At 37.1% G+C, this 23,626-nt stretch carries 22 protein-coding genes and 2 pseudogenes; 8 read left to right on the top strand and 16 right to left on the bottom strand.

All coding sequences use genetic code 11. From position 1 onward, the window contains the following. Nucleotides 1-129: 129 nt before the first annotated feature. The 3 genes from AB3Y88_RS07735 to pfkB are packed head-to-tail and all read right to left on the bottom strand — an operon-like array spanning nt 130 to nt 4,092. Complete coding sequence (locus AB3Y88_RS07735; protein ID WP_228888753.1) at nt 130-1,116, bottom strand: tagatose 1,6-diphosphate aldolase; 987 nt, start codon at nt 1,114-1,116, stop codon at nt 130-132. A gap of 18 nt (nt 1,117-1,134) precedes the next feature. Continuing rightward, a complete protein-coding gene (locus AB3Y88_RS07730) occupies nt 1,135-3,102 on the bottom strand; it encodes a fructose-specific PTS transporter subunit EIIC (RefSeq protein ID WP_056960455.1) in 1,968 nt (655 codons plus the stop codon). Between the two features lie 57 nt (nt 3,103-3,159). After that, a complete protein-coding gene (gene pfkB / locus AB3Y88_RS07725) occupies nt 3,160-4,092 on the bottom strand; it encodes a 1-phosphofructokinase (RefSeq protein ID WP_228888751.1) in 933 nt (310 codons plus the stop codon). Between the two features lie 137 nt (nt 4,093-4,229). Between pfkB and AB3Y88_RS07720 the strand changes: the two genes are divergently transcribed. Continuing rightward, nucleotides 4,230-4,976, top strand: coding sequence for a MurR/RpiR family transcriptional regulator (locus tag AB3Y88_RS07720; RefSeq protein WP_056960459.1), 747 nt, complete (start codon nt 4,230-4,232; stop codon nt 4,974-4,976). Nucleotides 4,977-5,114: 138 nt separating this feature from the next. Here AB3Y88_RS07720 and AB3Y88_RS07715 read toward each other — a convergent pair whose 3' ends face one another. From AB3Y88_RS07715 to agaC, 10 genes are all read right to left on the bottom strand, one after another. Then, the gene (locus AB3Y88_RS07715) at nt 5,115-5,999 is read right to left on the bottom strand and encodes an aldose 1-epimerase family protein (RefSeq protein WP_056960461.1); all 885 of its coding nucleotides are present in this window, start codon (nt 5,997-5,999) and stop codon (nt 5,115-5,117) included. A 63-nt stretch (nt 6,000-6,062) separates the two neighbouring features. Then, nucleotides 6,063-7,019, bottom strand: a complete 957-nt coding sequence (locus AB3Y88_RS07710) for a hexose kinase (RefSeq protein WP_054757189.1) — start codon at nt 7,017-7,019, stop codon at nt 6,063-6,065. Between the two features lie 71 nt (nt 7,020-7,090). After that, complete coding sequence (locus AB3Y88_RS07705) at nt 7,091-7,771, bottom strand: DUF4867 family protein (RefSeq protein ID WP_056960463.1); 681 nt, start codon at nt 7,769-7,771, stop codon at nt 7,091-7,093. Nucleotides 7,772-8,049: 278 nt separating this feature from the next. Next, nucleotides 8,050-9,030, bottom strand: a complete 981-nt coding sequence (gene lacD, locus AB3Y88_RS07700; RefSeq protein WP_054757185.1) for a tagatose-bisphosphate aldolase — start codon at nt 9,028-9,030, stop codon at nt 8,050-8,052. A 27-nt stretch (nt 9,031-9,057) separates the two neighbouring features. Further along, a complete protein-coding gene (gene lacB / locus AB3Y88_RS07695; RefSeq protein WP_228888746.1) occupies nt 9,058-9,576 on the bottom strand; it encodes a galactose-6-phosphate isomerase subunit LacB in 519 nt (172 codons plus the stop codon). Between the two features lie 31 nt (nt 9,577-9,607). Beyond that, nucleotides 9,608-10,036, bottom strand: coding sequence for a galactose-6-phosphate isomerase subunit LacA (lacA, locus tag AB3Y88_RS07690; RefSeq protein ID WP_228888742.1), 429 nt, complete (start codon nt 10,034-10,036; stop codon nt 9,608-9,610). Between the two features lie 203 nt (nt 10,037-10,239). Then, entirely contained in the window at nt 10,240-10,701 is a 462-nt protein-coding gene (locus tag AB3Y88_RS07685) for a hypothetical protein (RefSeq protein ID WP_228888740.1), read from the bottom strand. Between the two features lie 115 nt (nt 10,702-10,816). Beyond that, entirely contained in the window at nt 10,817-11,260 is a 444-nt protein-coding gene (locus AB3Y88_RS07680; RefSeq protein WP_367293420.1) for a PTS sugar transporter subunit IIA, read from the bottom strand. 23 nt (nt 11,261-11,283) lie between these two features. Next, nucleotides 11,284-12,096: a PTS galactosamine transporter subunit IID gene (agaD, locus tag AB3Y88_RS07675; RefSeq protein WP_056960469.1), complete on the bottom strand. Its 813-nt coding sequence runs from the start codon at nt 12,094-12,096 to the stop codon at nt 11,284-11,286. Next, nucleotides 12,086-12,886 (bottom strand): PTS galactosamine transporter subunit IIC, encoded by an 801-nt coding sequence (agaC, locus tag AB3Y88_RS07670; RefSeq protein ID WP_054757176.1) that lies wholly within the window; start codon nt 12,884-12,886, stop codon nt 12,086-12,088. Before agaC ends, agaD begins: the two co-directional genes overlap by 11 nt. Nucleotides 12,887-13,124: 238 nt before the next feature. Here agaC and istA point away from each other — a divergent pair. Together istA and istB are read left to right on the top strand one after the other, a co-directional pair. Then, nucleotides 13,125-14,338: pseudogene (gene istA, locus AB3Y88_RS07665) on the top strand (IS21 family transposase). After that, nucleotides 14,325-15,155: an IS21-like element helper ATPase IstB gene (gene istB / locus AB3Y88_RS07660; RefSeq protein ID WP_313819558.1), complete on the top strand. Its 831-nt coding sequence runs from the start codon at nt 14,325-14,327 to the stop codon at nt 15,153-15,155. The pseudogene istA and the gene istB overlap by 14 nt, the downstream one beginning before the upstream one ends. 3 nt (nt 15,156-15,158) lie before the next feature. On the opposite strand, the gene agaB is transcribed toward istB, so the two are convergent. Then, a complete protein-coding gene (gene agaB, locus AB3Y88_RS07655) occupies nt 15,159-15,626 on the bottom strand; it encodes a PTS galactosamine transporter subunit IIB (RefSeq protein WP_367293419.1) in 468 nt (155 codons plus the stop codon). Nucleotides 15,627-15,949: 323 nt separating this feature from the next. On the opposite strand from agaB, the gene AB3Y88_RS07650 reads away from it, so the two are divergent. After that, on the top strand, nt 15,950-16,714 hold the full coding sequence (locus AB3Y88_RS07650) for a DeoR/GlpR family DNA-binding transcription regulator (protein WP_054757171.1): 765 nt from the start codon (nt 15,950-15,952) through the stop codon (nt 16,712-16,714). Nucleotides 16,715-16,933: 219 nt separating this feature from the next. On the opposite strand, the pseudogene AB3Y88_RS07645 reads toward AB3Y88_RS07650, so the two are convergent. Continuing rightward, nucleotides 16,934-17,679: pseudogene (locus AB3Y88_RS07645) on the bottom strand (SDR family oxidoreductase). A 158-nt stretch (nt 17,680-17,837) separates the two neighbouring features. Here AB3Y88_RS07645 and AB3Y88_RS07640 point away from each other — a divergent pair. Continuing rightward, nucleotides 17,838-18,209, top strand: a complete 372-nt coding sequence (locus AB3Y88_RS07640) for a MerR family transcriptional regulator (protein ID WP_054757167.1) — start codon at nt 17,838-17,840, stop codon at nt 18,207-18,209. A gap of 247 nt (nt 18,210-18,456) precedes the next feature. Here AB3Y88_RS07640 and guaB read toward each other — a convergent pair whose 3' ends face one another. Continuing rightward, on the bottom strand, nt 18,457-19,941 hold the full coding sequence (guaB, locus tag AB3Y88_RS07635) for an IMP dehydrogenase (protein WP_056960475.1): 1,485 nt from the start codon (nt 19,939-19,941) through the stop codon (nt 18,457-18,459). A 510-nt stretch (nt 19,942-20,451) separates the two neighbouring features. Between guaB and AB3Y88_RS07630 the strand changes: the two genes are divergently transcribed. The 3 genes from AB3Y88_RS07630 to AB3Y88_RS07620 are packed head-to-tail and all read left to right on the top strand — an operon-like array spanning nt 20,452 to nt 23,622. After that, on the top strand, nt 20,452-21,891 hold the full coding sequence (locus tag AB3Y88_RS07630; RefSeq protein WP_228889781.1) for an MFS transporter: 1,440 nt from the start codon (nt 20,452-20,454) through the stop codon (nt 21,889-21,891). Nucleotides 21,892-21,906: 15 nt separating this feature from the next. Then, complete coding sequence (gene aroC, locus AB3Y88_RS07625) at nt 21,907-23,076, top strand: chorismate synthase (protein ID WP_056960480.1); 1,170 nt, start codon at nt 21,907-21,909, stop codon at nt 23,074-23,076. A gap of 18 nt (nt 23,077-23,094) precedes the next feature. Continuing rightward, nucleotides 23,095-23,622: a hypothetical protein gene (locus AB3Y88_RS07620; protein WP_056960482.1), complete on the top strand. Its 528-nt coding sequence runs from the start codon at nt 23,095-23,097 to the stop codon at nt 23,620-23,622. The last annotated feature ends 4 nt before the right edge of the window (nt 23,623-23,626 follow it).

The raw sequence follows: 23,626 nt of genomic DNA, 5'->3' as shown, positions 1-23,626 counted from the left end.
TATTTTCCCAAATTTAGCTTAAAACCTAAATTGTCTAAACACTAACACCCTTCAAAAACTCTGTACTTCTTATAAAACTGTATTGTAAAAATCGAACCTCATTATTTCGCATTTTATATTTTTTAAATTTTATAGCTTAATCTTGTCAAATAAAGGTGTTGCGTTACTTTTTAAAACTTCATTTAATTCTTCTATATTCTGCTTTCCTTCACTTTGCAACCATTGCTTTCCAGCATTCTCACCGCCTTGTGCGAATGCTTCAATTGCCCCCTTCCAAGTTGCCCTTCCACATAAGACACCGTTAAAATTCGAACCAGCATTAGCCGCAAATTTCAAAGTCTTTTGAAATAATTGTGCACTGACACCCGCACTTAGAAAAATAAATGGGACTTTTCCAGCTGCTACTGCTTGTTTTTTAAAATAGGAAGCAGCGACTTCAGCAGTATAAACAGGAGTATTGGTATCATTATAACCAGCTACAAACTCCATGTTTACCGGAACTTCAACTTTTAGCACATCTACTTGATAACGGCTGTTAGCAAACTCCTTAACCATTTCAATTACTTTATGCGGTTTAATTCGTGCATATTCACTACTCTTAGTATCACTGATATTTGCATCATATGACATCAGTTCTAAGAAAAAGGGTAATCCGGCATTAGCAGTTTCAGCCCCAATTCGTTCAACAAAGGCACGTTTTTTACGATTAATTTTTTCTTCCTCATCCACATCATAGTACAGCATAAATTTAATTGCATCGGCTCCTACCTCCTTCAAACGCAAAGCTGACCACTCAGCTAACAAATCTGGCATCCTACCAGGTGTCGTTGTATCATACCCTGTTTTTTCATAGGCTATAAGCAATCCAGCATTAGCGGCACGCACTTTTGAAGCTGGTAATCCGTATTCTGGATCAAGCAAAATTGCCGAAGCATACGGAGTTAATTCACTTGAAATTAATTTCTTGAATTCAGTAATATCCAGCTTTCTATTTTCTTTGCTTGCTGCATCAGCCAGCATCTTTTTTAAAGAACCTCGTTGGTCGATTGCTACAGCAGCGATTATCCCATCATCATTAACTATTTTCTTTAAACATTCTTTTTTAGTTTCATTCATTTTTATTTTCCCCTCTTCTTATACTGAAAATTTCTTAAACAGTTCCACAATTTCATCGCTATGTTTGCTAGATCTTAGCTTAGCAACAAAATCTTGATGCATTAACAGCTTGGCAGTACTTGATAAATAACGCAGATGTGCCCCATTATCTTGAACAGGAATTAAAAATGAAATAATTAAATCTACTGGTTTTCCATCAAACGTATTCCAACTAACTGGATTTTTTAATTTAAGAATCATCATACTTGAACTTTTAATGGCAGCATCCTGAGCATGCGGAATTGCGATTCCATTTTCCATTCCTGTTGATCCCTCCTCTTCACGTTTAACGTACTTCTGAAATACACTTTCTGTAGAACTACTCAACCCACTCTTAACTGCCTTTTCTGCTAAATAACGCAAAGCTTCTTGCTGGTTTTTGACAGAAACATTGAAAAAAATATTCTCCGGTTTTAAAATCTCGCTTAAATCATTGTCAAACTCCTGATTCTGGTCTTCTTTAGCTGATTGTAAAGTTGATTCAGACCTATTCTCTTCAACTTCACCAGTGATTATTCCCATTCCTCCACCTGCAACAACTCCACCGTGTTTTTTAGCTTGACGGCCGGCAATAATTGCTAGTAAAACCGCCGAAACAGCTGCTCCTATAACAATGTAGATGACCCAGAGAAAAGGATGATTTACCAGCGGCAGTACAATAAAGCCACCATGTGGGGCAGGAACTTGAATTTTTGACATATATGATAAAACCGCCGCAATAGAAGCTCCAACCATGAATGCTGGAATATTCAATAACGGATTCTTAGCAGCAAAGGGAATCGCACCCTCAGTAATATGTGTCGAACCCAATAAAAAGTTGACATATCCTGCACTGCGCTCATCTTTTGAATATGCTTTGGGATTCATTAAAACTGCAAAACCGGTTGCAAGTGGCGGAGCGATACATGCAGCTGAAACACCAGCCATAAAATAATAGTTGCCTTGAGCTAATAAAGCAGTTCCGGTTAAATAAGCAGCCTTGTTAATTGGCCCGCCAAAATCTGAAGCAGCCATACATCCAACAATAATTCCTAAAATTAAAGGATCGGAATTTTGCATACCCTTCAAAAAGTCCATCATTCCAACATTAATTGTCTTCATTGGTGTTGAAATAAACCACATAATTAGTCCCGAAATGAAAACACCTAATACTGGATAAAGAAAAATCGCTTTAAGACCACGAAATTCTTTATCAGGTAGCGGTTTCAAAATTTTTTGCAAAAATATAATCGTATATCCGGCCAAATAACCTCCAACAATTGCTCCAAGGAAACCGGTTCCGTTATTGAAAGCAATCATCCCTGTAGCAAATCCCACAATTAATCCAGAACGTTTACTGATGGCTTCAGCAATATACGCACAAAAGACTGGAACCATTAAATTCATTGTTGTACTTCCAATCGTGTTCAGCATATATGCAAATTGATTATATTGAGATGACTTGGGATCCGCCGAATAGATTCCCCAAAAAAACGATACAGCTATCAAAACACCTCCAGCTACAACTAAGGGCAGCATGTGTGAGACACCATTCATCAACGATGTATATATTTTTGTAACAGCGCTTCCATTTGCCTGCTGTAAATTATTAGCCTTTGATTCTTTTTTAGTTGCTTGAGTGGCTTTATAAATCGGTGTGTCTGAAGACAGTGCGCGCTCAATCAATTTGCTTGGCTCGTGAATTCCGCGTGCAACGGGCACAAGTACCAATTTTTTCCCAGCAAAACGATCCGCATCAACATCAATATCGGCAGCTACTACTACAGCGTCAGCCGCTGCAATATCAGCAGCTGTTAATTGATTTTCAACCCCAGTCTGCCCATGAGTCTCCACCTTAATTGTGAGACCTTTTTCGGCAGCAGCCTGTTCCAATGCTTCTTGTGCCATATAGGTATGAGCAATTCCAGTCGCACAGCCAGTTGCTGCAACAATGTTATACTTTGGCATATTTACTCCTCCGTTCATTTTTTTAATTCGACATAAATTTATGCGTGTTAAATTTTTTTAAAGAGTCATATCCTCAATCTGAATTTCATTCTCCAGTTCTTCTGCTGTAGTAAAATCTGTAATCCATTCTTGTCTTGCTGCATCACTTCCAGCTGCAATTGCCCGCTTTAATGCTGTTATCGTATCAATATGCTTACTTAAATTACCGATAAAAGTGCCTAGCATTGAATCTCCAGCTCCAGCGGTGTTTAAAACTTTTATTTTAGGAGCATTCCCGTAAAACACTTTGTCTCTTGAAACTAGGATTGCACCATCGCCTCCAAGTGAAATCAAAACTAACTGTGCTCCTTGATCAATTAATCTTTGCCCTAGTTTCGCTAATTGTTTAAGGTTTAAAGTTTCTGTGATCTTAAACCAGCTTTTAATCTCATCTACATTCGGTTTAATAATCCAAGGATGATACTTAAGCACATCCATTACCTCTTGGTAACTTGTGTCAATAACAAGTTTAGCGTTTTTAGTAACTGCGATTTCAGCAAATTTAATAAGAATTTTTGGGTCAATTCCTTGCGAAAAGCTGCCAGAAATACAAATCACATCATTTTTTCCCAGTTTAGCTTTTAAATACTGCAACAATTTTTTCTGTTCCCCAAGTTCAACTGCTGGTCCTGGGTTCACTAACTTATATTCCTTATCTCCTTTTTTTACTCGTGTAAAGACATTGATCCTAGTAATACCTCGGCTTTCTACAAAATAATGTGCTATCTGACTGCGTTGGAGCTCATCTTGAATATATTTAACTGTAAATCCGTTTCCCACCCCTACTGCAGTACTCGCCACATTAAGTTCTTTTAAAATAAACGAGACATTGATTCCCTTGCCATTGGCCTGAATATCATATTTTTTTGTACGGTTAACTATATTTGGTTCCATTTTTTCTGTATCAATAAAAAGATCTATCGCTGGATTTAGCGTGATTGTATAAATCAATTTCCATCTCCTCCTCTTTTATTAATTATTTCTTTATACTTCTTAGTTTAAATATCTTTTTTTGAAAATGTTTTCAAGAACAGATTATGGTAGGCTATATTATGAAAAACGTTTACACTTTTTTAAAGGAGGAAATAATGGAAAAAAAATTAAGCAGCGCCGAGCACTATTTGTGGGGGTTGATTCAGAACCATATTGATCAAATTGGTGACATGTCAATTGTTAAATTAAGCGAATATGCCAATGTTTCAACCGCTACAATCGTACGAACTATGAAAAAAAAAGGATATTCAGGATATACTGATTTTCGTCATGAATTATTAAGTAAAGAAAAAAATGGTCCAAAATATAACATTTTAAGACAGGCCGACAGTGTGATCCGCTCCGTTATTATGAAAAACGAAACTGAACTCAACAATACTCTCAAAAATTTAGAAATTGATGTCATTGAAGATGCTATCCATCAAATTCAGAACGCAAAGATGGTCTATATTTTTGCGCGTGGTTTATCCGAATCGATCGGCCATGAATTGCAAATGAAATTGCAGTTAGTTGACAAATATACAGAATTACAAACCGATCCCAACATCATTAAGACAGTCGCTAAAAAAATACCGACAAATTGTGTCGCAATTTTCATTTCGTTAAACGGAAAAACACCGGAACTTGTTGAAGCTGCAAAAACTTTGGAGAAAAAAGAAGTCACCAAAATTGTTTTCACAACCAATTTGAGTTCATCAATTGCGACTCTTGCTGACCTCCTTTTCTGTGGTTTTAAATCAGAAACTACTTACTTTCCTGATTACGAAGTTCGTTCTCGACTACCCCTGCAAATCATGACTCGAATCTTAATGGATTCGTATGTTGTTCGAACAAAAAAATAATTGTTGCTCGCTAATTCAAAGTAAAAAAAGAACATTAGCTTAATTGCTAACATTCTTTTAAATTCTAATACGCAGCGCTTTTTAAAATATTTTTTGCTTGGATTATACAAAAAGGCTAACTTCGTTGCATTAAATTGGCTAATTTAATGCAATTTGATAACTGAGTGTTTTTTCCCCATTAACTCCCAAAATTGTATTTCCTTCCTTTTGGAAAATATCATGTTCGTTACCATATATATCAGGCAACCCTGCAAAGGGTTCGATACATAAAAACGGGGCTTTTTCTTTTTCCAGACTCCATAATGCGACGTAAGGAAAATCTCTCAAAGTAATTTTAATCAAATGTGTGGTTTTAGAACTTGAAAGAATAACATTTTTGATTCCTTGGTTAGCCAAAATTATCAAGCCCTTGTCAAATAAGTGGTGACTCAAGGGAATTGTATTATCCTGGCTTTCGTTTAGGGGTATTACCTCACCATTGCGGAATGGGATTGGGGCAATTCCAAACTTTTTTAACTTTTCCTGTACTGGATCAAAACTGATTCGATAGTCACTATAATTTCCTTCGTTGTTGAAAGGAACATTAAATCCTGGATGTGCTCCTAGTGCAAAAGGGAGCGGCTTGTCTCCAAGATTAAGCACTGTAAAGGTCACCCTTACCACGGCCGCTTTTAGTTCATATGCTACAATCAATTTAAAATCAAAAGGATACAATTCTTCTGTCTTTTCATTATTCTCAAGTTCAAATACAACCTTTTTATGACTTTGGTTTGTAACCATAAATCTTTGATCACGGCCAAAACCATGTTGCGGCATTTCATAAATATCATTATTTAATAAGTATGCATTATTGTAAGAACGACCAATCGCTGGAAAAAGAATTGGTGCATGTCTTTTCCAAAAACCCAACCCATTATCATTCCAAATGTAATCAAAATTTTCTTCTAAACTATAAATACTTTGAATTTCAGCGCCTAATTCACTTATTCCAACTCGATACTTTGTATTTTCTAATTGAATCATGTATTTCTCCTCTTAGAAACTTTAGAAAGGCTTCAGCATTTAGATAACTGGACTGCGAAATCATTAAAAATTAACGACTTCTAACTTAGTTACAGAAATCTTTCCAAAATATTTCGAAAATAATTTCTTGTTTACACAACCAGTTTGTTTCTCCATAGTATTCAGCATCCCTAGGGTCATTGCAGTTTTGAGTGTTTCCTCATCATCTTTTCCTTCTGAAATAGCAATCGCTAACCCAGCAAGTGTTGCATCTCCAGAACCAACTGGATTTTCAACGTGAATCTTGGGAATCTTAACACGATAGAAACTATTATTGTGCTTGGCAATTGCGCCTGCTGCACCTAGTGAAACTACGATCCAAGCAACATCTTGAAAAATTTTATTCGACATGTACTTAATTAATATTTCTGAATTTTCTTTGCCATTAAGCTTAATATTTAAAAGCTCGCTAATCTCTTCTTGATTTGGCTTAATGAGATAAGGTTTGTCTTTATTTAATAAGGTCTGCTTCAAAGATTCTCCTGAACTATCAAGCATTACTTTGATTTTTTTTTGCTTAGCCAGTGAAGACAGCTTAGCGTAAAAGTCACTTTCTATTCCTTGTGGAAGACTTCCGGATATAGTAACCACATCTGCTTCGCTCAAAAGCTCTTTATAATTTTCCAAAAAGCGAAAAACATCTTGTGCCGTAAGAACTGGTCCAGCTTCCAATATCTCTGTTTGTTTTCCGCCATCATGCAAAATAGCAATTGAGTTTCTTGTCTCCTGCTTAATATGAATAAAAGCATGATTAATTTTTTCTTTATCCAACTGCTCTTCAATAAAAGCCCCAAAGTTTCCTCCTAGAGCACCCGTTGCAACTATGCGACGCCCCATCATTTTTATAACTCTAGAAACATTAAGTCCTTTACCACCCGCAGTTTTTCTAACTTCACTAACCCGATTAACTGTATTTTCTTTTAAATCTTCAATTGAATAAGCCATATCAATTGAAGGATTCATAGTAACTGTCAGGATCATAACAAAACCCCACTTTCCATTAGCTGATCAAAAAGTTCTGTTCATTATCTTTGTCAATAACTGGTTAGCACCTAATTTATATCAAGCGCTTTCAATTTAATTAATTTACCGCTAACACCCTGTACTACCCCTGAAGCAAGCTTGTCTTTACGAACAAAATGAGCAGCTTGAAATTTATTTTTCTTCACTATCCAAGGATTGTTACTCTTAAAACTTTTTTCAAGCGGCTGATTGGTTCCTTTTAACACCATCACCACTACTTTAAAGCCAGGGCTTCTAACCATTATTGGACTATAGTGCAAAGTATCACTAAAAATTTCTATCACACTACCTGCAGGTACGAAAAACAGCTGTGCATCTTTTTCTGCATTAAAAGTACCATTTTTTATTTCTGATCTTTTTCCAAAAACCATCACCACGTCCGTCAGCATTATATTGACTTCGCTTCCTTGATGAAACTCCACGGCAGAAAAGGAAGTCGTTCTTCCGACACATTCTCCTACATTCACTGCCATTCCAGCAAAAACATCTCGTTCTATCTGCTGAATGGTCCCCATCTTTTCTAAATCTGAGTTGGAAGGATTATACTCATTTCCTTGTGCAGGAAGTTTTGCTTTCTTTTGAAAATACTGCTTAATCTCTGCAAGGGCATAGCAGGTATAACACATCCCATATCTTTTAAAACTGGCATCTTCAATATTTTGAATTTTATACTGCGGATTTTTAATTTTCAATTCATTAAGTGTTTCCATTTATCTCTAACACCTCTATTTTTCATAATTATTAATAAAATTAGTGGGGACGTGACAATAGGCTAGATCCCGAGTGTTGCAAATATTGGTTGGAGAGACTAAGAGACTGGAACAAAATATGCGTTTTGACCCAGCCTCCTTAATTTTGTCCTGTAGTATGCATACAAACATAGAGCACTAATTTAATTAGTTATTTAACCATGCATTGTTTATAGCTAGGACCAGGATATATTCACAATTTTCAGTTGCTTTTCTAGCATTAATGCCAATTATCAGCTTTATTTTGCCTTAGTAAATAATGAAGTTGCACTCTCCTTGAGTGCTTTATTGAGTGCTTCAATATTATTTTTCCCAACAGTGTTTAACCATTCACGCCCAGCTTCTTCTCCGTCCTTAGCAAAAGGTGTAATTCCACCACGCCATGTTGCACGGCCACATAGAACTCCATTAAAACTTGAACCACTTTTTGCTGCAAATAACAGTGTTTTTTGAAACAGTTCCGCACTTACACCTGCACTCAAAAAGATAAAAGGAACACCATTTGTTAATGCGTTCTGTTCTTTGTAAAAGTCAGCAGCTTCTTGCTGACTATAAACAGGTTCATGTTCGGTGGAAAAACCTTCAACATAAGCCATATTAACCGGAACTTCAACCTTCAAAACATCGACTCTATAACGTGGCTTAGCAAACTCAGCAACCATTTTATTCACTTTGTGTGGTTTTACCTTGGCATATTCTCTGCTATTTGTGTCAACAATCTGAGCGTCATATGACATAAGTTCCAAGAAAAATGGCAGACCAATAGTCTCGCATTCTTCTCCAATACGTTCAACAAAGACTTGTTTCTTTTTATTAATCTCGTTGTTCTCATCTACATCATAATAAAGCATGAACTTAACTGCATCAGCTCCTGCCTCCTTTAATCTTGTTGCTGACCAATCGGGAAGCAAATCAGGCATTCTGCCAGGTTCAGTTGTATCGTACCCAGTTTTTTCATAAGCTACTAATAAACCTGTATTTTGAGCACGTTTTTTTGCAGCCGGCAGACCATATTCAGGATCAAGCAGAATTGCTGAGGCGTACGGCGTCAATTCAGAAGAAATTAGCTTTTTAAACTCCACTATGTCCTCCTCATTTGCTTTTTTGTTTGCCGCCTTTGCTAACATCTTTTTGAGGGAACCACGTTGATCAATCGCCAATGCTGCAATAATACCTTCATCATTTGCAAGTTTTTCTAAAGCTGCCCATTTAATTGTCATTATCCTTATTCCTCCTTTTTCAGATCCTTAGTCATGGTAGTAACCTTCATCCCACAGCTTTAATTCATGATCGAAGAAATGCTTATTATCATGTTGTTCAGGATTATCTTCTTCAATAGCGTTGATTTTTTTTATGAGTTTTTCGTTTTCTTCGCTTTCTTTATATTCAGCTTTAATAAAGGCCGCTACGATATCTTCTGCAAGGTGTTCACCAACAACTGCACCGCCAAATGCAATCACATTTGCATTAAGCTCTTCCTTTGCATAACGTGCAGTTGCTACATCGCCCACCAATGCAGCTCTGATTCCCACATTTTTATCAGCAGCTGTTGAAATACCCACACCTGTTCCACATAAAACAACACCTAAATCTGCTTTACCATCTCGAACTAAGTCGGCTACTTGAAGCCCGTAAAGAGGATAGTGTGTTCTAGTATTATCATAAGTTCCCACATCAATTATTTTGTGTCCCTTTGATTTTAAGAAATCTGAAATCTGCATTTTAACACTAGTTACAATATGGTCGTTTCCAAGTGCAATAATCATTTAAATTCCTCCAATTTTTCAAAATATTCAATTAGCACATTTTTTCGAGCATATCCAATCTGATTTGATGCCGTCCACCAGCATAATTAACATTCAAATATGCAGTAACAATACTTTCAGCTAGTTTAAAGCCAACTATTCCAGCGCCTAAAGCGATTGCCTTTGCTCCATTATGTTGTGTCGTCATATGAGCGGTATTTTCCTCCGTCACATTTGCAGTTACCATTCCATGAATCTTGTTACTTGCCATGGCGGAACCGGTTCCATATTCATCAAACATAATTCCCCTGTCGGCCTTTAAACTCAGGACAGTTTTTGCGAGTGCAACAGACGAATCAACAAAATCGTCTGCCGGTTGTTTAGTAAGATCAATGATTTCGTAACCCTTATTTTCCAAAAATTCCTTGATATGTTCTTTTAAATAGAATCCTGCTTTATCCGTAGCCAATGCAACTTTCATTTTAATCTCTCCTTTAAAATTAACAGCTCACTATTGAAACCGCTTAAACTAAAATTTAACCAAAAGTAGCAATATTAAAATAAACATAAAAACAAACTCAATCTTTTTCATCCGCACACACAATTTAGCACTTAAAAGAACAATAGTCAACAATATATGTTCTATAATGTTCATAACGCGCATTTTTTAGTACACTTTTGTGTCTATTTTGCATATTCCTTTATATTCACAAGCTTAGACTTTTTTATTTTATTTAAAAAAATTTCATTATAATATAATTTATGTTCTCTGGCCTTTAAAGGTTTTGTTAAAATTGTATTTTCACGAAATCTTTGTACCTCGTTTTCCTTATTGTTTTCCAGAATACTTTTAATATTAGAAAACTCTGTGACCAAAGTTTTTTCAGTTGTTATTTGAACAATATTCTTGCTAAATGTATAACTTCCCTCTTCAACAACAAATTTAATTTTCTCAGTATTTTTACTATTTAAAGTTGCATTCAACAAATATGTGCCTTTGCGATTAAGCCGAACTATAAAGCTACAATTATCGACTTTAAAATAAAAATTACCGACATAGTAAAAAAAATACCAATTTATAACCCACGTCAAAATAACTAAAAGAATAGTTATTCCAATTGAGAAAACGTAAATGTTATTGCCCATATTGAAATTCCTTTCTAAAATAAAATCTATTGTACCTATGCAGTAGTATTGAAACTAACATTACATATATACAATAGATTCTAACTTAAATAATTTATTTTCACTTTTTTATTTTTTAAATTCCACCACTTGTGTTACTTTTGCTAGAAGTAGCAGTATTATATAATGCATTAAAACTTAGTTTCTTAGTTCCTTTTTTGGAAATTTCAACCAATGCTTCTCCAAATTCATTAGCTGTCGAAAAATTACTGTAGATTGCTTCAAGTAACGATCCTAAGTTACACCCTGCAACAACAGTAATTTTCTTTTTTCCATATGCTATTGTTGCAGCAACTTTATACGGTGTCCCCCCTACAAGGTCGGCAAAAAACAAACATTCAGAATTGCTATTATTTTTAATAATATCTTCAAAAATTGTTTTTAAATCGCTATCTGACATTCCTTCTTTAAAATCACAAAAATGCCATGTTTTTGGTATCTTTGTTAGCAACTTCAAAGCTCCTTGTACCCCGGAAGCAAACTTTCCATGACCACTTATGATAACTTCTATTTTATTCAATGTTCTTTCACATCCTCAATCTTCTACATCCAACCTATCAACGACATAACAATTGCAAAGGCAAATGTTAAAACAATTAGCCATATAGGGTTAACGTTTTTTTTGAGCAACCAATAAAGTAAAAAAACAAACGCAAAGGGTAAAATGTTTGGAAAAATTTTATCTAATAATTGTTTTTGAAGACTAATAGTCGTATTTCCTGCTCCAATTTTTAACTTAAGTTCCATTTTAACGTAAGAAGCTATCAAGCCCCCAATAACTGTCAAACCTAAAATTGACGCTACATGAGAAATTACTTTTGAATTTTCTTGAATTACGTCTATTGCGCGAGTTCCTAAATTATATCCTAAATGTGCTAACGGCATACGTGACCAAAAAAGAAACAAATACACTAGGAAAAATAGCAGTGGTCCAAAAACGTTCCCGTTTTTTGCAATTGATGCAGAAATCCCACCAACAATTGGCATTATTGTAAACCAGAAAATAGCATCACCAATCCCTGCCATCGGACCAAACAATGCATTTTTGAGTCCTTTAATCGTAGTAGGCTCAACATGATCTTCTTCCATCGTTAACAAAAGCCCCATTAATATTGGATACAGTGGAGGTGAACTATTAATAAACTCCATGTTATCCGCCATTACTCTTTTCAGCCCCTTAGGATCGTTACGATAAATTTTTTCCCAATAAGGTAATTGTGCCCAAGTCCAACCTGGAGCATGCATTCTTTCATAACTAAAAGAAGCTTGCACGAGATTTGAGCGAATCCCCAACATTGATATATCGTGTTTACTGAAAAGACTTTTCCTCTTTCCATCTTTACTTTCAGATGCCATCTTGATCACCACCAGTATTATTTTTTAATTTCTTAAGTTCAGACTCCAACTTATTTGTTTCTCGACTTCTAAAGTATTCAATCATAGCAAGAACTCCACCCACTAAAGCAATTGGAAGAACATTTGAGAATGGTATCATACTTGCTATCACAAAACCAAGCAACAAATACGGAAAATAATTTAACTTCAACATTACTTTAAGTAACATTGCAAAACCAACTGCAGGTAAAATCCCACCCGCAAGTTCAAACCCATGTGTCAACCACTGTGGCATGGAACTTACCAATGTATGCATTGGTCCTTGAGCAGCATAAGCACTTAAAAAAGCTACTATTCCAAACGAAAGAGTCACAATAGATAGTGGAATAAAATTAAGGCGTTTAAAACTCCGCGTGTCCCCTGCAGCTGCATATTTATCAAATCGTGACATAAATAATGAAAATGAAGAATAGAAAAATAAAAGTATATATTGCATCAACATTGCAAATGGCAAGGAAAGTCCGATTGCAGTGGCAGGTGCAGTATTGTTTGTAGCAGCAATTACAACTGTCATAATTCCGCAGATAACTGTATTAGGTGGCTGTGTACCACCTGCAGGAGTTAATCCTGCAAAAGCCAATTCGGTTAATCCACCTGCAATTACTCCTAACTGCAGATCACCTAAAATCAAACCTGTTATTGTACAAACAATAATCGGTCTAAAAATAAAGAACGCCTGTAACCAACAATCCAACCCAACAATCATTGCCCATATAGCTATCAATAAACCTTGAATAAATGTAACATCCATCTTCTGCCCTCCTAAATTAATTCATTATAAATGTTATGAATAAACTATTTTAAAAGCTTTTCTGTTATTGGATATTTTTTTTCACCCGGATAATCCTTTATATATATATCAATGTCTTGGGAGGATAAATATTGTCAGCAACGGTTGTAAAATGTTGGAAAATACCGATTAGAAAATGTCGGTTTTCCAACATTTTTTTACGGTAAAATAAACGCATCTCAAATTTGGAGGAACTGAAATGCGTTTAGATGTTGAGCAGTGTGTCCAGCAATATATTATGAACAAAATAAAGCCCAACTTCGCTGAAATTGGTCGGCGATACGGTGTTGATCCACGAACGGTAAAAAGATACTACAATTTAGGGCTTACGCCCCCAGATGAGCAGCCACAACCCTTACGGCGGCCGAGTAAACTTGACGATTATCGAAAAACGATTGAAGAAAAGGTTCTAGAAGGCTGTTCGGCAACGGCAATTTATTACTTTATCAAAGAACGTGGCTATCAAGGAAAGCAAAGTATTCTCAGAGACTATTGTCGAACCATCAGAAAAGCCGCAACGAAAAAAGCCACTATCCGGATTGAAACCTCGCCAGGGATTTCAGCCCAGGTTGATTGGAAAGAAGATTTAACGTTGGTTTCTCGGCATGGAGAGATTGTCAAAGGCAACATCTTCTTATATGTTTTAGGGTACTCGCGAATGAAATACATGCAATTTACCTTCAGTCGCAGCCAAATTACCTTTTTTGATTGCTTAACTAATGCCTTTTGGGCAACCGGGGTGTGCCGAAAGAAATCTGGTTTGACAACCAAAAGGTTGTCGTCGATCATCATAAAAGTAATTTTGGTAAGCCGGTATTTAATGAAACCTTCGTTGAATACGCTAAGGACGCTGGTTTCAAGCCAATTGCTTGTCGACCGTTTCGGCCACAAACCAAAGGAAAGGTTGAGGCGCTGGCCAGAACTACTCAGCGAATCAAAGTTTACAACCATGAGTTTGAAGAGCCGCTAGACTTAGCCGAGATCGTCCATTTGACGTGTGATCAGCTGAATCATGAGAAGTCTCAGGCGACTCAAATTCCGCCTTATTTATTGCTTGATAAAGAAAAAGAGTATCTCCAGGATTTTGATCACGACTTACTCGATGCCTATGCCAGCCAAACCATCGCAAGGAAAGTTAGCAAGGAATCAATGATTGTCTTTCAAAATCGGAAATACTCCGTCCCCATAAGATATATTGACGAAACCGTACAAATTAAACACGATGACAATACTCTATACATTTATTATAACGGAGAATTAATTCGTTCTCACCCTATTTCACTGAAAAGATTTACTTACCTTCGCGATGACATGGAAGAGATTGTCCGATCAGACCTTTATAAGAATCGTGATGACCGAGTCATTGATGATTACGTCGACCGAAACCTGAAGATGTTTGATGAAATGGAGTGAGAAAATGGCCAATTACCAAGCTTTATACACCAACCTTAGACAATTAAAGTTAGATCGTTTCGCCGAACATTTAGGCTACCTATTGGATCATCAAGATGAAGCACCCAAGTCCTTGAGTGATGCCTTATTCGAATTGACAACGGCTGAGCTTAAATACCGGGAACAAAAAAAGATTAATTTGAGAATTAAACTAGCCCGCTTTCCATATGAAAAAACGTTAGCTGACTTTGACTTTAGTTATCAACCGGGAATTAACCAAGGGATAATTGAGGACTTGGGATCACTAAGATTCACCCAAGAGAATCAAAACGTTTTGTTTATCGGCACCTCCGGTGTCGGTAAAACTCACCTAGCCACCGCCATTGGAATTGAAGGGTGTAAACAAGGAATTTCAACGCAGTTTATTCGATGTAGCGACCTCATCAACAAGCTTCAAACAGCACAAGTTCAAGGCCGGAGCGAAGAAGTGCTACGCCGGTATGCCCGTTTTCAAATTCTAATCATTGATGAGATTGGTTATCTTCCAATTGAGTCAGTGGGCGCTAAGCTGTTTTTTCAGTTAATTGAAAGACGATACGAACGGAAATCAACCATTATCACCACTAATATTCCGCTTTCTAAGTGGGGAAACACCTTTTCAGATAAGATGTTAGCTAACGCCATTTTAGATCGCTTGGTTCATCACGCTAAAGTTATCCGAATCACTGGTCGATCATATCGAATGAAAGATCATTTAATTGAAAAGAAGGATAATTCCGGACCTGATTTATCAGGTTTCAACGCACAAAATAAAGAAAGGAGCAGTGAGACACTGTAAACTTTATCGGTAAAAAACAGCATTTTTTAATCGGCAAAAAACTACATTTTCACATCGGCGTTGACATAAATATAAAAGATCCTCCTTGTCCTGCTCGTTAACATACACTTTTTTCGTGATTTCTTTCTTTCCTTGAGAAAAATGCATATTTCCAACATTAACTTCTTTAATCGGAACTCCCCCTTCAACTAGTTTCCGTGCATCTTGAGGAGTTTTTACAACTATAAATATTTTTTGGCGATCAGCAGCCTTGTTAATAATAGCAATCGTTTTTTCAAGTGAGAAAAAACGAATTTCAGCACCAGATGATTCTGCCGTTGTCGCCATTAATTTTTGTTGCAATGTATCTTTTGAAGCTTGATCATTTGCAACAAGAATTAAGTTTGCCCCCAGAGCTCTTGTCCATGTGACTCCCACCTGGCCATGTACCAGTCGATTATCGATTCTAGTCAATAAAATATTAGCAGCCATTTTATTAATACCTCCTTAATTTCAACATTGCGGACAAAAAAGAACATTAATTTGTTTGTTTATGTTCGATTAAAGTATAGAGTAAGCGCTTTTATATGTCAAGGCCGTTTTAAAATTTTTTATTAATACTGTTTTTTACATTTTTTATCAAAAAATGATATAGTGATACATAAGTAATATTGGCCTTTAATAGTTACATAACTTTTTTATAAAATGTAAATTACTATACTTGATCTAAAATGTTTTTTTAATATTAACGTTCAATAACGAACAACACATTAATTATGCTTTTAATATTATGATTCAAAAGGAGTTGCAGTTAAATGTTAAAAAAAGAAAGACTAATGGGAATACTTAACATTGTTAATTTAAAAGGTGTTGTCACTGTAAATTATTTAGTTGATAAATTAAATGTTTCTAACATGACAATTCGTCGAGATTTAGATGAACTTTCTCAAAGCGGGAAGGTGTTGCGAATTCACGGGGGAGCACAAAGTGTCAATAAAGAACGATCTTTTGAACTTTCACGTACTGAAAAAAGGGAAATACATATTACTGAAAAAATAAAGATCGCCACCAAGGCTGCAACTCTAATTCAAGAAAATGACACACTTTATATCGGTCCAGGAACAACACTTGAGTTGGTAGCAAAATATCTCAATAATGCAAAAAACTTAAGAGTTGTTACTAATAGTTTACCAATATTTCAAATTCTAGAACGTTCAAAAAACGTTGATGTCATATTCATTGGTGGTTCTTATCGGGAACGTTCAAATACTTTCGTAGGCAGTTTAACTAACTCAATGCTTAAGCAGTTAAGGTTCAATAAAACTCTAGTAGGAGTCAATGGAATTCATAATGAGAATCTGATGACAGCTAATCCTGAAGAAGGCCAGGCTCAAAGAATTGCTTTAAATAACGCACAAGAAAAAATTATAGTTGCGGATCATTTTAAATTAAATAAAAATGATTTTTACAATTTTTACAGTCTATATGATATTGACTACTTGATTACTAATAAAGATATAGATAAGAACACAAAAAAATATTATGAACAATTTACAAAAATTATCTTAAGCGATGATTAATTTTTCACCTCTAGACAGATCAAAAACAGTTCAAAAACCTAACCCTCAATAATACTTTATACAGGTTAAACTATTTTATTATCCAAGCTAACTTCTTCAAGCAAAAAGATCTAATCTTATTCATAATAAGAAAAGGAGTACTTTATCAGAAAATAGTAATTTTCTTGATAAAGTACTCCTTTTTGAGCTCAAGCTAACCATAATATTTTTAAAATTAAACTAAAGTTCTTGCTGTGTTGGCCTAATCAAGATCTCATTTACTCCGACTTCTTCGGGTTGATTAATTGCATAATAAATAGCTTCAGCAATATTCTTTGGATCAATTCCAACCGATTTTTCTATTTGATTGATTGCATCTTTTTGTTCCTGATCAGTTATGTGAGTTGATAATTCGGTCAAGATTGAACCTGGTGAAATAATTGTTGTACGAATGTGACTAGCAGGAGATTCTTCCATCCGAAGCCCTTCACTAATTGCTCTAACTGCTGCTTTAGTTGCACAATAAACAGCACTGCCAGGGAAAACAATGTGCCCTGCGATACTTGATAAATTGATAATGTGCCCCTGTTTTTGTTTACGCATATATGGCAATACAGCGTTAATGCCATATAACACACCTTTGATATTTACATCCACCATTAAATTCCACTCATCTACTTTTCGCTTTCGCAATTTTGACAAAGGCATTACACCCGCATTATTTATAAGTACATCGACTTTGCCAAATTTCTCCACAGCAAACCGTGCTAAAGACTCCATTTGGGCAACATTGGTGACGTCCGTTACCTGATAAACAGCTTGACCACCTGACACAGCAATTTTTTCCACTATTTGTTGTAAGCTTTTTCACGGCGTGCAGCTAATACAACATTCGCACCATTAGTGGCTAATTTAATTGCGGTTGCTTTCCCAATTCCGCTTGAAGCTCCTGTTATAATGACTGTTTTATGCGCTATATTCGACATTGTTAATTCCTCCTTTTATAATATAGGACAAGCTTATCAGCTAAAGTATACTTCAACACAAGTAATTAGCCTTTTACCGTTATATAGCCTTAATAGGCTAAAATAAAGTTAATTTTATGACCGCTAAGTTAAAGCAACTTTAAAAAAGGAGAACAAAGATGAATATAGCAGAAATCACTAAACTAAGGAATTTAAAGAAATCTACTTTAAGATATTATGAAAGCGAGGGTATTATTCCCAGCGTACCTAGAGATGAAAGTGGTCACAGAGTCTATACAGAAGAAAGTATTGCATGGATTGATTTTATTATCAGTTTAAAAGAAACTGGAATGCCTTTGAGCAACATTAAACTATATACTAACTTGTACAAAGACGGTGCTAAGACTTTAGCCGCTAGGAAAAGCATGATGGTTCAACATCAAAAAAAAGTAAAAGATAATATCAGTCAAACAATTGCACATTTAGAAAAAATCAATTACAAAATTGCTTTATACGATGTCCAACTAAATAATGTGCGAAAAATGCCATAACCCTTTAAAAAATACGTTCAAAAGAGCGTTTGACATAAGTTGTTAAGCTTTGAATAATTTTGAACTAAAACAGAAAACTTTGACTTATGGAACACGTTTATCCGCAATAAAAAGGAACTGAATCAAAAGTTAACTTTTGACTCAGTTCCTTTTTCATTTAAACACGAATTGCTTATAATCAAGCCCTGGCTAAGTTTACACGCTACACTTAATCCTACAGCAGCTTAGCAATTGAAACCACTTTTCATTATTTACTATAGTTAGGTGCTTCTTTTGTAATTTGAACGTCATGCGGATGTGATTCGCGCAAACCAGCATTAGAGATTTGCACAAACTGTGCATCGTCTTGCAATTCTTTAACATGTCCTGCACCGACGTAACCCATTCCAGCACGCAGACCACCAACCATTTGATAAACCAGATCTGCAATGCTTCCCTTGTAAGCCACACGTCCTTCAATCCCTTCTGGGACCAGCTTGTTAGCTTCGTTCACACTTCCTTGGAAATAGCGGTCAGATGAACCATGTTTGCTGTCCATTGCTCCCAGACTACCCATTCCGCGATAGGTCTTAAAGCGGCGTCCTTGGTAAATCTCAGTCTCGCCTGGTGCTTCATCTGTACCAGCAAGCATACTGCCTAGCATTACCGCGTTACCACCAGCTGCCAGTGCCTTGACGATATCACCAGAGTATTTAATCCCACCATCTGCAATAATTGTTTTTCCATATTCACGTGCGACGCTCGCTGCGTCATAAATTGCAGTTAATTGCGGTACGCCAACTCCAGCAACAATTCTCGTTGTACAAATCGAACCAGGACCAATCCCCACTTTAACAACATCAACCCCGACATCGTAAAGTGCTTTAGTTGCAGCAGCTGTCGCAACATTTCCAGCAATCAGTGTTACCTCTGGGAATTTTTCTCTAATTTCTTTGATCTTGCGAATTACACCGGCAGAATGTCCATGGGCAGTATCAATTACAATTGCATCTGTCCCTGCTTTAAGCAGCGCTTCGGCACGTTCAAAAGTATCGCTTGTTACACCCACAGCAGCTGCAACCAATAACCGGCCATGGATGTCCTTAGCAGCATGTGGAAATTCAACAACCTTTTCGATATCTTTAATCGTAATTAATCCTGAAAGCCGGCCTTCACTATCAACAACTGGCAATTTTTCAATCTTATGTTTTTGTAAGATCGCTTCTGCCTTTTTCAAAGAAGTCCCAACCGGTGCAGTTACAAGATGATCTTTGGTCATAACGGCAGAAATTGCCACAGAATTGTCATTTACAAAACGCAGGTCACGATTTGTAATGATCCCAACAAATTTGCGATTCTGCAATGTTTCTACAATTGGAACCCCGCTGATTCGATACTTACGCATCAGATTTTCTGCTTCCGCTACGCTATTTTCAGGTGCCAAAAAGAATGGATCAATGATTACGCCGCTTTCAGACCGTTTAACTTTTCTAACCTCATCGGCCTGTCTTGCAATCGTCATGTTCTTATGAATCACACCTAAACCACCTTGGCGTGCCATCGCGATCGCTGTTGCAGCTTCAGTGACAGTATCCATACCTGCACTGATAATCGGGATATTTAATCGGATATTCTTCGCAAGTTGTACGCTTAAATCGACATCATTCGGTAAAACGTGACTCTCAGCTGGTATTAATAGAACATCGTCAAACGTGAATCCTTTTTTTGCAAATTTTGTATCCCAATTGGACATTACAAATGCGCTCCTTTAAAATTATTTTTGTTTTTCAAGTTACCCAATTTTGGCTTGAAATGCAAGCATTCTCATCTATTTTTCAGAAAATTATCTTGAGTTGCACCTTTAGAGCTCTCTTTTATAGAATTTAACCGTTTTATTCTGCACTATTCATTTTATGAGATGTTAACTCCAAATTAACTGTTGACTTTACTTATTAATGATGTTTTAATAATTCTAAATTATCAATTTCAGAAGGGATTAATAACTTTGGATAATATACAGGTTTCTCAAACAACTTTATATTATTATGGCTATGCTTACTTTATTTAGACGTCCGTACTAAGATGCGGGCGTTTATCAACGTTCGTGTCTAAAGTATGCAGGGCCTATTTCCCTTGCCAGTTAGACACTCAGTAAAAGTCTAGCTGGTCTTAATACGATTTTTATCCTTTAAGAGCTTAAAACCAGTTGGATTTTAAAAGTCCGACTGGCTTTTTTATTTCCACAAATCAAGGAGGAATCTTAATGGATACAAATATGAAAAAACGCCTTTCTTTGAGCCTCTACCTGAATTACTTTGTTCACGGGATCGGCCTCATTATTTTGGCGCAAAACATGCAGACCCTCGGTCACCTTTGGCAATCGCCGTTGGCCACTGTCTCGTATGTCATTTCTGGAGTCGGCATCGGACGATTGCTGGCATACTTGCTCTTGGGTTCGCTCGCTGATCGTTACGGACGGAAAAGCTTTGTCTTTCTGGGAATGGGCAGCTATTTGCTTTTCTTTGTTGGAATACTGCTTGCCCCTAATATCCAAGTTGCTTATCTCCTAGCTATCCTAGCAGGTGTGGCCAATTCAGCCCTTGATTCCGGCACATACCCTACTTTTGCAGAACTAGGAGATCGAAGCAGCCCCGCCAATGTTTTGCTTAAAGCCTTCATCTCTTTGGGTGAATTTGTTTTACCGCTCTGCGTTGCACTCTTAGAGAATCAAAACTGGTGGTTCGGTTGGTCATTTATTTTGGCAGCACTTGTCTTAAGCTTCAACTTTTTCCTGCTGTTACCGCTTGAATTTCCGCCGATGAATCGCCCTCAAAAAAGTGTGCTGTCTAAGAAAACAGCAAATTCTTTCCGCAAAAAGCTGGCATTTGTTGCACTGACTCTTTACGGTTATACCTCAATGGCTTTAATGATTCTATACACTCAGTGGATTACACTTTATGCCACCCAAGAGCTACAGATGAACAACGTTGCGGCACATTTTTTACTATCGCTATACAGTATTGGCTCTATTACTGGCGTTTTGCTGATCTTTTGGTTACTTCGCAGTGGTTTTTCAGAATTGACACTGTTATTGGGACTAAATTGTGGTTCTTTAGTTGCACTGCTGCTACTTTGTTTTATTCATGTTTCGTGGCTAGCAGAAATTGCTTCTTTACTATTTGGCCTAACCGCAGCAAGTGGCGTCATGCAGATCGGCTTAAATATTTTCTTGCGGCTCGCCCCTGAAAGAAAAGGGTTAACCACCGGTATTTTCTTCACACTCGGAAGCTTAGCCTCTTTCAGCATCCCTGTGATTACAGGATGGCTGTCGCAGCAAGGGGTTGCCGCAGCATTGGAATTCAACTTAATTATCAGTTTATGTGGCCTTTTGCTGGCTTTAAGCATTCGTTTAGCTTTAGGTAAGCCTCATTCATTGACCACCGTTCGTAGCAAAATTTCCTTGCTTGATCGCTTAATTGTACGCTTGCTAGCCCAGCGTTTTAAAGCAGTCGATCAGGTTGCTGCCTTTAAACGTACTCATGAACTTCCCGTGCTGGACAGCAATCGCGAAAATATAGTCCTGGAAAACATCGCGCGCCATTGTCCTGATCAACAATTAGAACCGTATCTTCAAGATATTTACAGTAATATCATGGCCAATTCACGCAAATATCAGGAAAAGAAAAATAAAAAAGAAAATTAATTAACTGGAGGAATTATGATGTACTTTTTAACAGCCGGAGAATCGCATGGTCCACAATTGACTGGAATAATTGAAGGTGTCCCTGCTGGAATGCAGCTTGATATCGCCAAAATTAACGCGGCACTTGCAGCTCGCCAAGGCGGGTACGGCCGCGGAAATCGTCAAAAAATCGAACATGATACTGTTGAAATTACTGGAGGTTTGCGTCATGGCAAAACACTGGGTTCACCGTTAGCACTAACAATTCAAAATAGAGACCATGCTCACTGGTCAAAAATTATGAATCCTACCAGCCCCGAAACAGCGGAAAACACTCTACGCAAGGTTGAACGCCCACGTCCTGGTCATGCAGATCTTGTAGGGGGAATGAAGTACCGACATACCGATCTCAGAAACGTTTTAGAGCGTTCCTCGGCACGTGAGACTGCAATGCGCGTTGCTGTCGGCTCAATTTGTAAACAACTACTTGAACAGTTGGACATTAAACTGGTTGGTTACGTCCAACAGATCGGCAAGCTTGCTGGTGCTAAGAGCTTACCCACTGATGTTTCTCAGATTGAACAACAAATTCATGCAAATGATCTGCGCATCCTTGATATGGCCCAGGTCACCCCAATTCATAAACTAATTGACGACACTAAAAGAGCAGGCGACACTTTGGGCGGAATTATTCGAGTAGTTGCTGAAAATGTTCCCGCCGGTTTAGGCAGCTATATTAGCTGGGACACAAAATTAGATGCTAAGCTTGCTGCAGCTGTGATGGGCGTTAATGCAATGAAAGGGGTCGCAATCGGTGATGGTTTTACTGCTGCTACCAACCTTGGAAGTGATGTCATGGACCCAATTACTTGGGACCAAGAAAGCGGTTGGAGCAGATCCTCAGATCATTTGGGCGGCTTTGAAGGCGGAATGACCAATGGTATGCCGTTAATCATCCAAGCTGCTATGAAACCTATCCCAACACTTTATAAAGCATTAAAGAGTGTTAACCTCAAGACTCGTGAAGTTCAAAAAGCAAACGTTGAACGCTCCGACACAACCGCAATTGTACCCGCTTCGCTTGTAATCGAAAGCGTCGTGGCGATCGAACTTGCCAAAGAAATCACTGCTACTTTTGACGGCAGTAACCTAGCACGCCTCAAAGAACAATTACAGGCTTACCGTCAGGAACTCAAAGAATATTAATATTGATAAGGTGATTGCATGCTCATCCACACACTTGGTCCGGCAGAGACTGATAGTTATGCCGCGGCCCAACACTACTGCCAAACACATCCGAAAGAACACGCGCACGTTTTTTTACATGCGAGTTTCGAAGAAGTTCTTACGCAGTTAACAGCTTATCGCGGGGCATACCTGTTATTGCCAGCAGCTTTCAAATCAAAGATGCTTAAACTTTCGTGGGGGGAATTACACTATGATCTCCTTGACCAATTACAGCTGATCGATTGTTTTATCTATCAGTTAGCCCCACTGGTTATTATCGAAAATCAAACACGCTTAACGGGTATTGCTTATTCTCATGCTGCAACTGCCAAATTGCTCGCAAAAACAGTCACTCCTCAAAAAATCAAGTGTTGTGCCAGCAAATATCTAGCTTACCAACAATTCTTACAAGATGGACAGTATGTTTTAACCAATCAAAAAAACGTAGAATTGCATTCAGATGACCGCATCATTGCACACTTTAAACCAGATATGGTGTGGTGCTTATATCAAATTAAGGAGTAATTGA

The organism is Liquorilactobacillus satsumensis, from assembly GCF_964065465.1.
Taxonomy (GTDB): domain Bacteria; phylum Bacillota; class Bacilli; order Lactobacillales; family Lactobacillaceae; genus Liquorilactobacillus; species Liquorilactobacillus satsumensis.
Note: the sequence above shows the minus strand (reverse complement) of the source record. Positions and strands in the feature narration are given on the sequence as shown.

Coding starts and splice junctions, on each gene's coding strand:
- AB3Y88_RS07730 (WP_056960455.1), bottom strand. CDS start 3,102: ATGCCAAAGTATAACATTGTTGCAGCAACTGGCTGTGCGACTGGAATT.
- AB3Y88_RS07715 (WP_056960461.1), bottom strand. CDS start 5,999: ATGATTCAATTAGAAAATACAAAGTATCGAGTTGGAATAAGTGAATTA.
- AB3Y88_RS07685 (WP_228888740.1), bottom strand. CDS start 10,701: ATGGGCAATAACATTTACGTTTTCTCAATTGGAATAACTATTCTTTTA.
- AB3Y88_RS07735 (WP_228888753.1), bottom strand. CDS start 1,116: ATGAATGAAACTAAAAAAGAATGTTTAAAGAAAATAGTTAATGATGAT.
- lacD (WP_054757185.1), bottom strand. CDS start 9,030: ATGACAATTAAATGGGCAGCTTTAGAAAAACTTGCAAATGATGAAGGT.
- guaB (WP_056960475.1), bottom strand. CDS start 19,941: ATGTCCAATTGGGATACAAAATTTGCAAAAAAAGGATTCACGTTTGAC.
- AB3Y88_RS07640 (WP_054757167.1), top strand. CDS start 17,838: ATGAATATAGCAGAAATCACTAAACTAAGGAATTTAAAGAAATCTACT.
- AB3Y88_RS07720 (WP_056960459.1), top strand. CDS start 4,230: ATGGAAAAAAAATTAAGCAGCGCCGAGCACTATTTGTGGGGGTTGATT.
- istB (WP_313819558.1), top strand. CDS start 14,325: ATGAAATGGAGTGAGAAAATGGCCAATTACCAAGCTTTATACACCAAC.
- agaD (WP_056960469.1), bottom strand. CDS start 12,096: ATGGCATCTGAAAGTAAAGATGGAAAGAGGAAAAGTCTTTTCAGTAAA.
- lacB (WP_228888746.1), bottom strand. CDS start 9,576: ATGATTATTGCACTTGGAAACGACCATATTGTAACTAGTGTTAAAATG.
- AB3Y88_RS07630 (WP_228889781.1), top strand. CDS start 20,452: ATGGATACAAATATGAAAAAACGCCTTTCTTTGAGCCTCTACCTGAAT.
- AB3Y88_RS07620 (WP_056960482.1), top strand. CDS start 23,095: ATGCTCATCCACACACTTGGTCCGGCAGAGACTGATAGTTATGCCGCG.
- aroC (WP_056960480.1), top strand. CDS start 21,907: ATGATGTACTTTTTAACAGCCGGAGAATCGCATGGTCCACAATTGACT.
- AB3Y88_RS07705 (WP_056960463.1), bottom strand. CDS start 7,771: ATGGAAACACTTAATGAATTGAAAATTAAAAATCCGCAGTATAAAATT.
- lacA (WP_228888742.1), bottom strand. CDS start 10,036: ATGAAAGTTGCATTGGCTACGGATAAAGCAGGATTCTATTTAAAAGAA.
- agaB (WP_367293419.1), bottom strand. CDS start 15,626: ATGGCTGCTAATATTTTATTGACTAGAATCGATAATCGACTGGTACAT.
- agaC (WP_054757176.1), bottom strand. CDS start 12,886: ATGGATGTTACATTTATTCAAGGTTTATTGATAGCTATATGGGCAATG.
- AB3Y88_RS07650 (WP_054757171.1), top strand. CDS start 15,950: ATGTTAAAAAAAGAAAGACTAATGGGAATACTTAACATTGTTAATTTA.
- AB3Y88_RS07710 (WP_054757189.1), bottom strand. CDS start 7,019: ATGATCCTGACAGTTACTATGAATCCTTCAATTGATATGGCTTATTCA.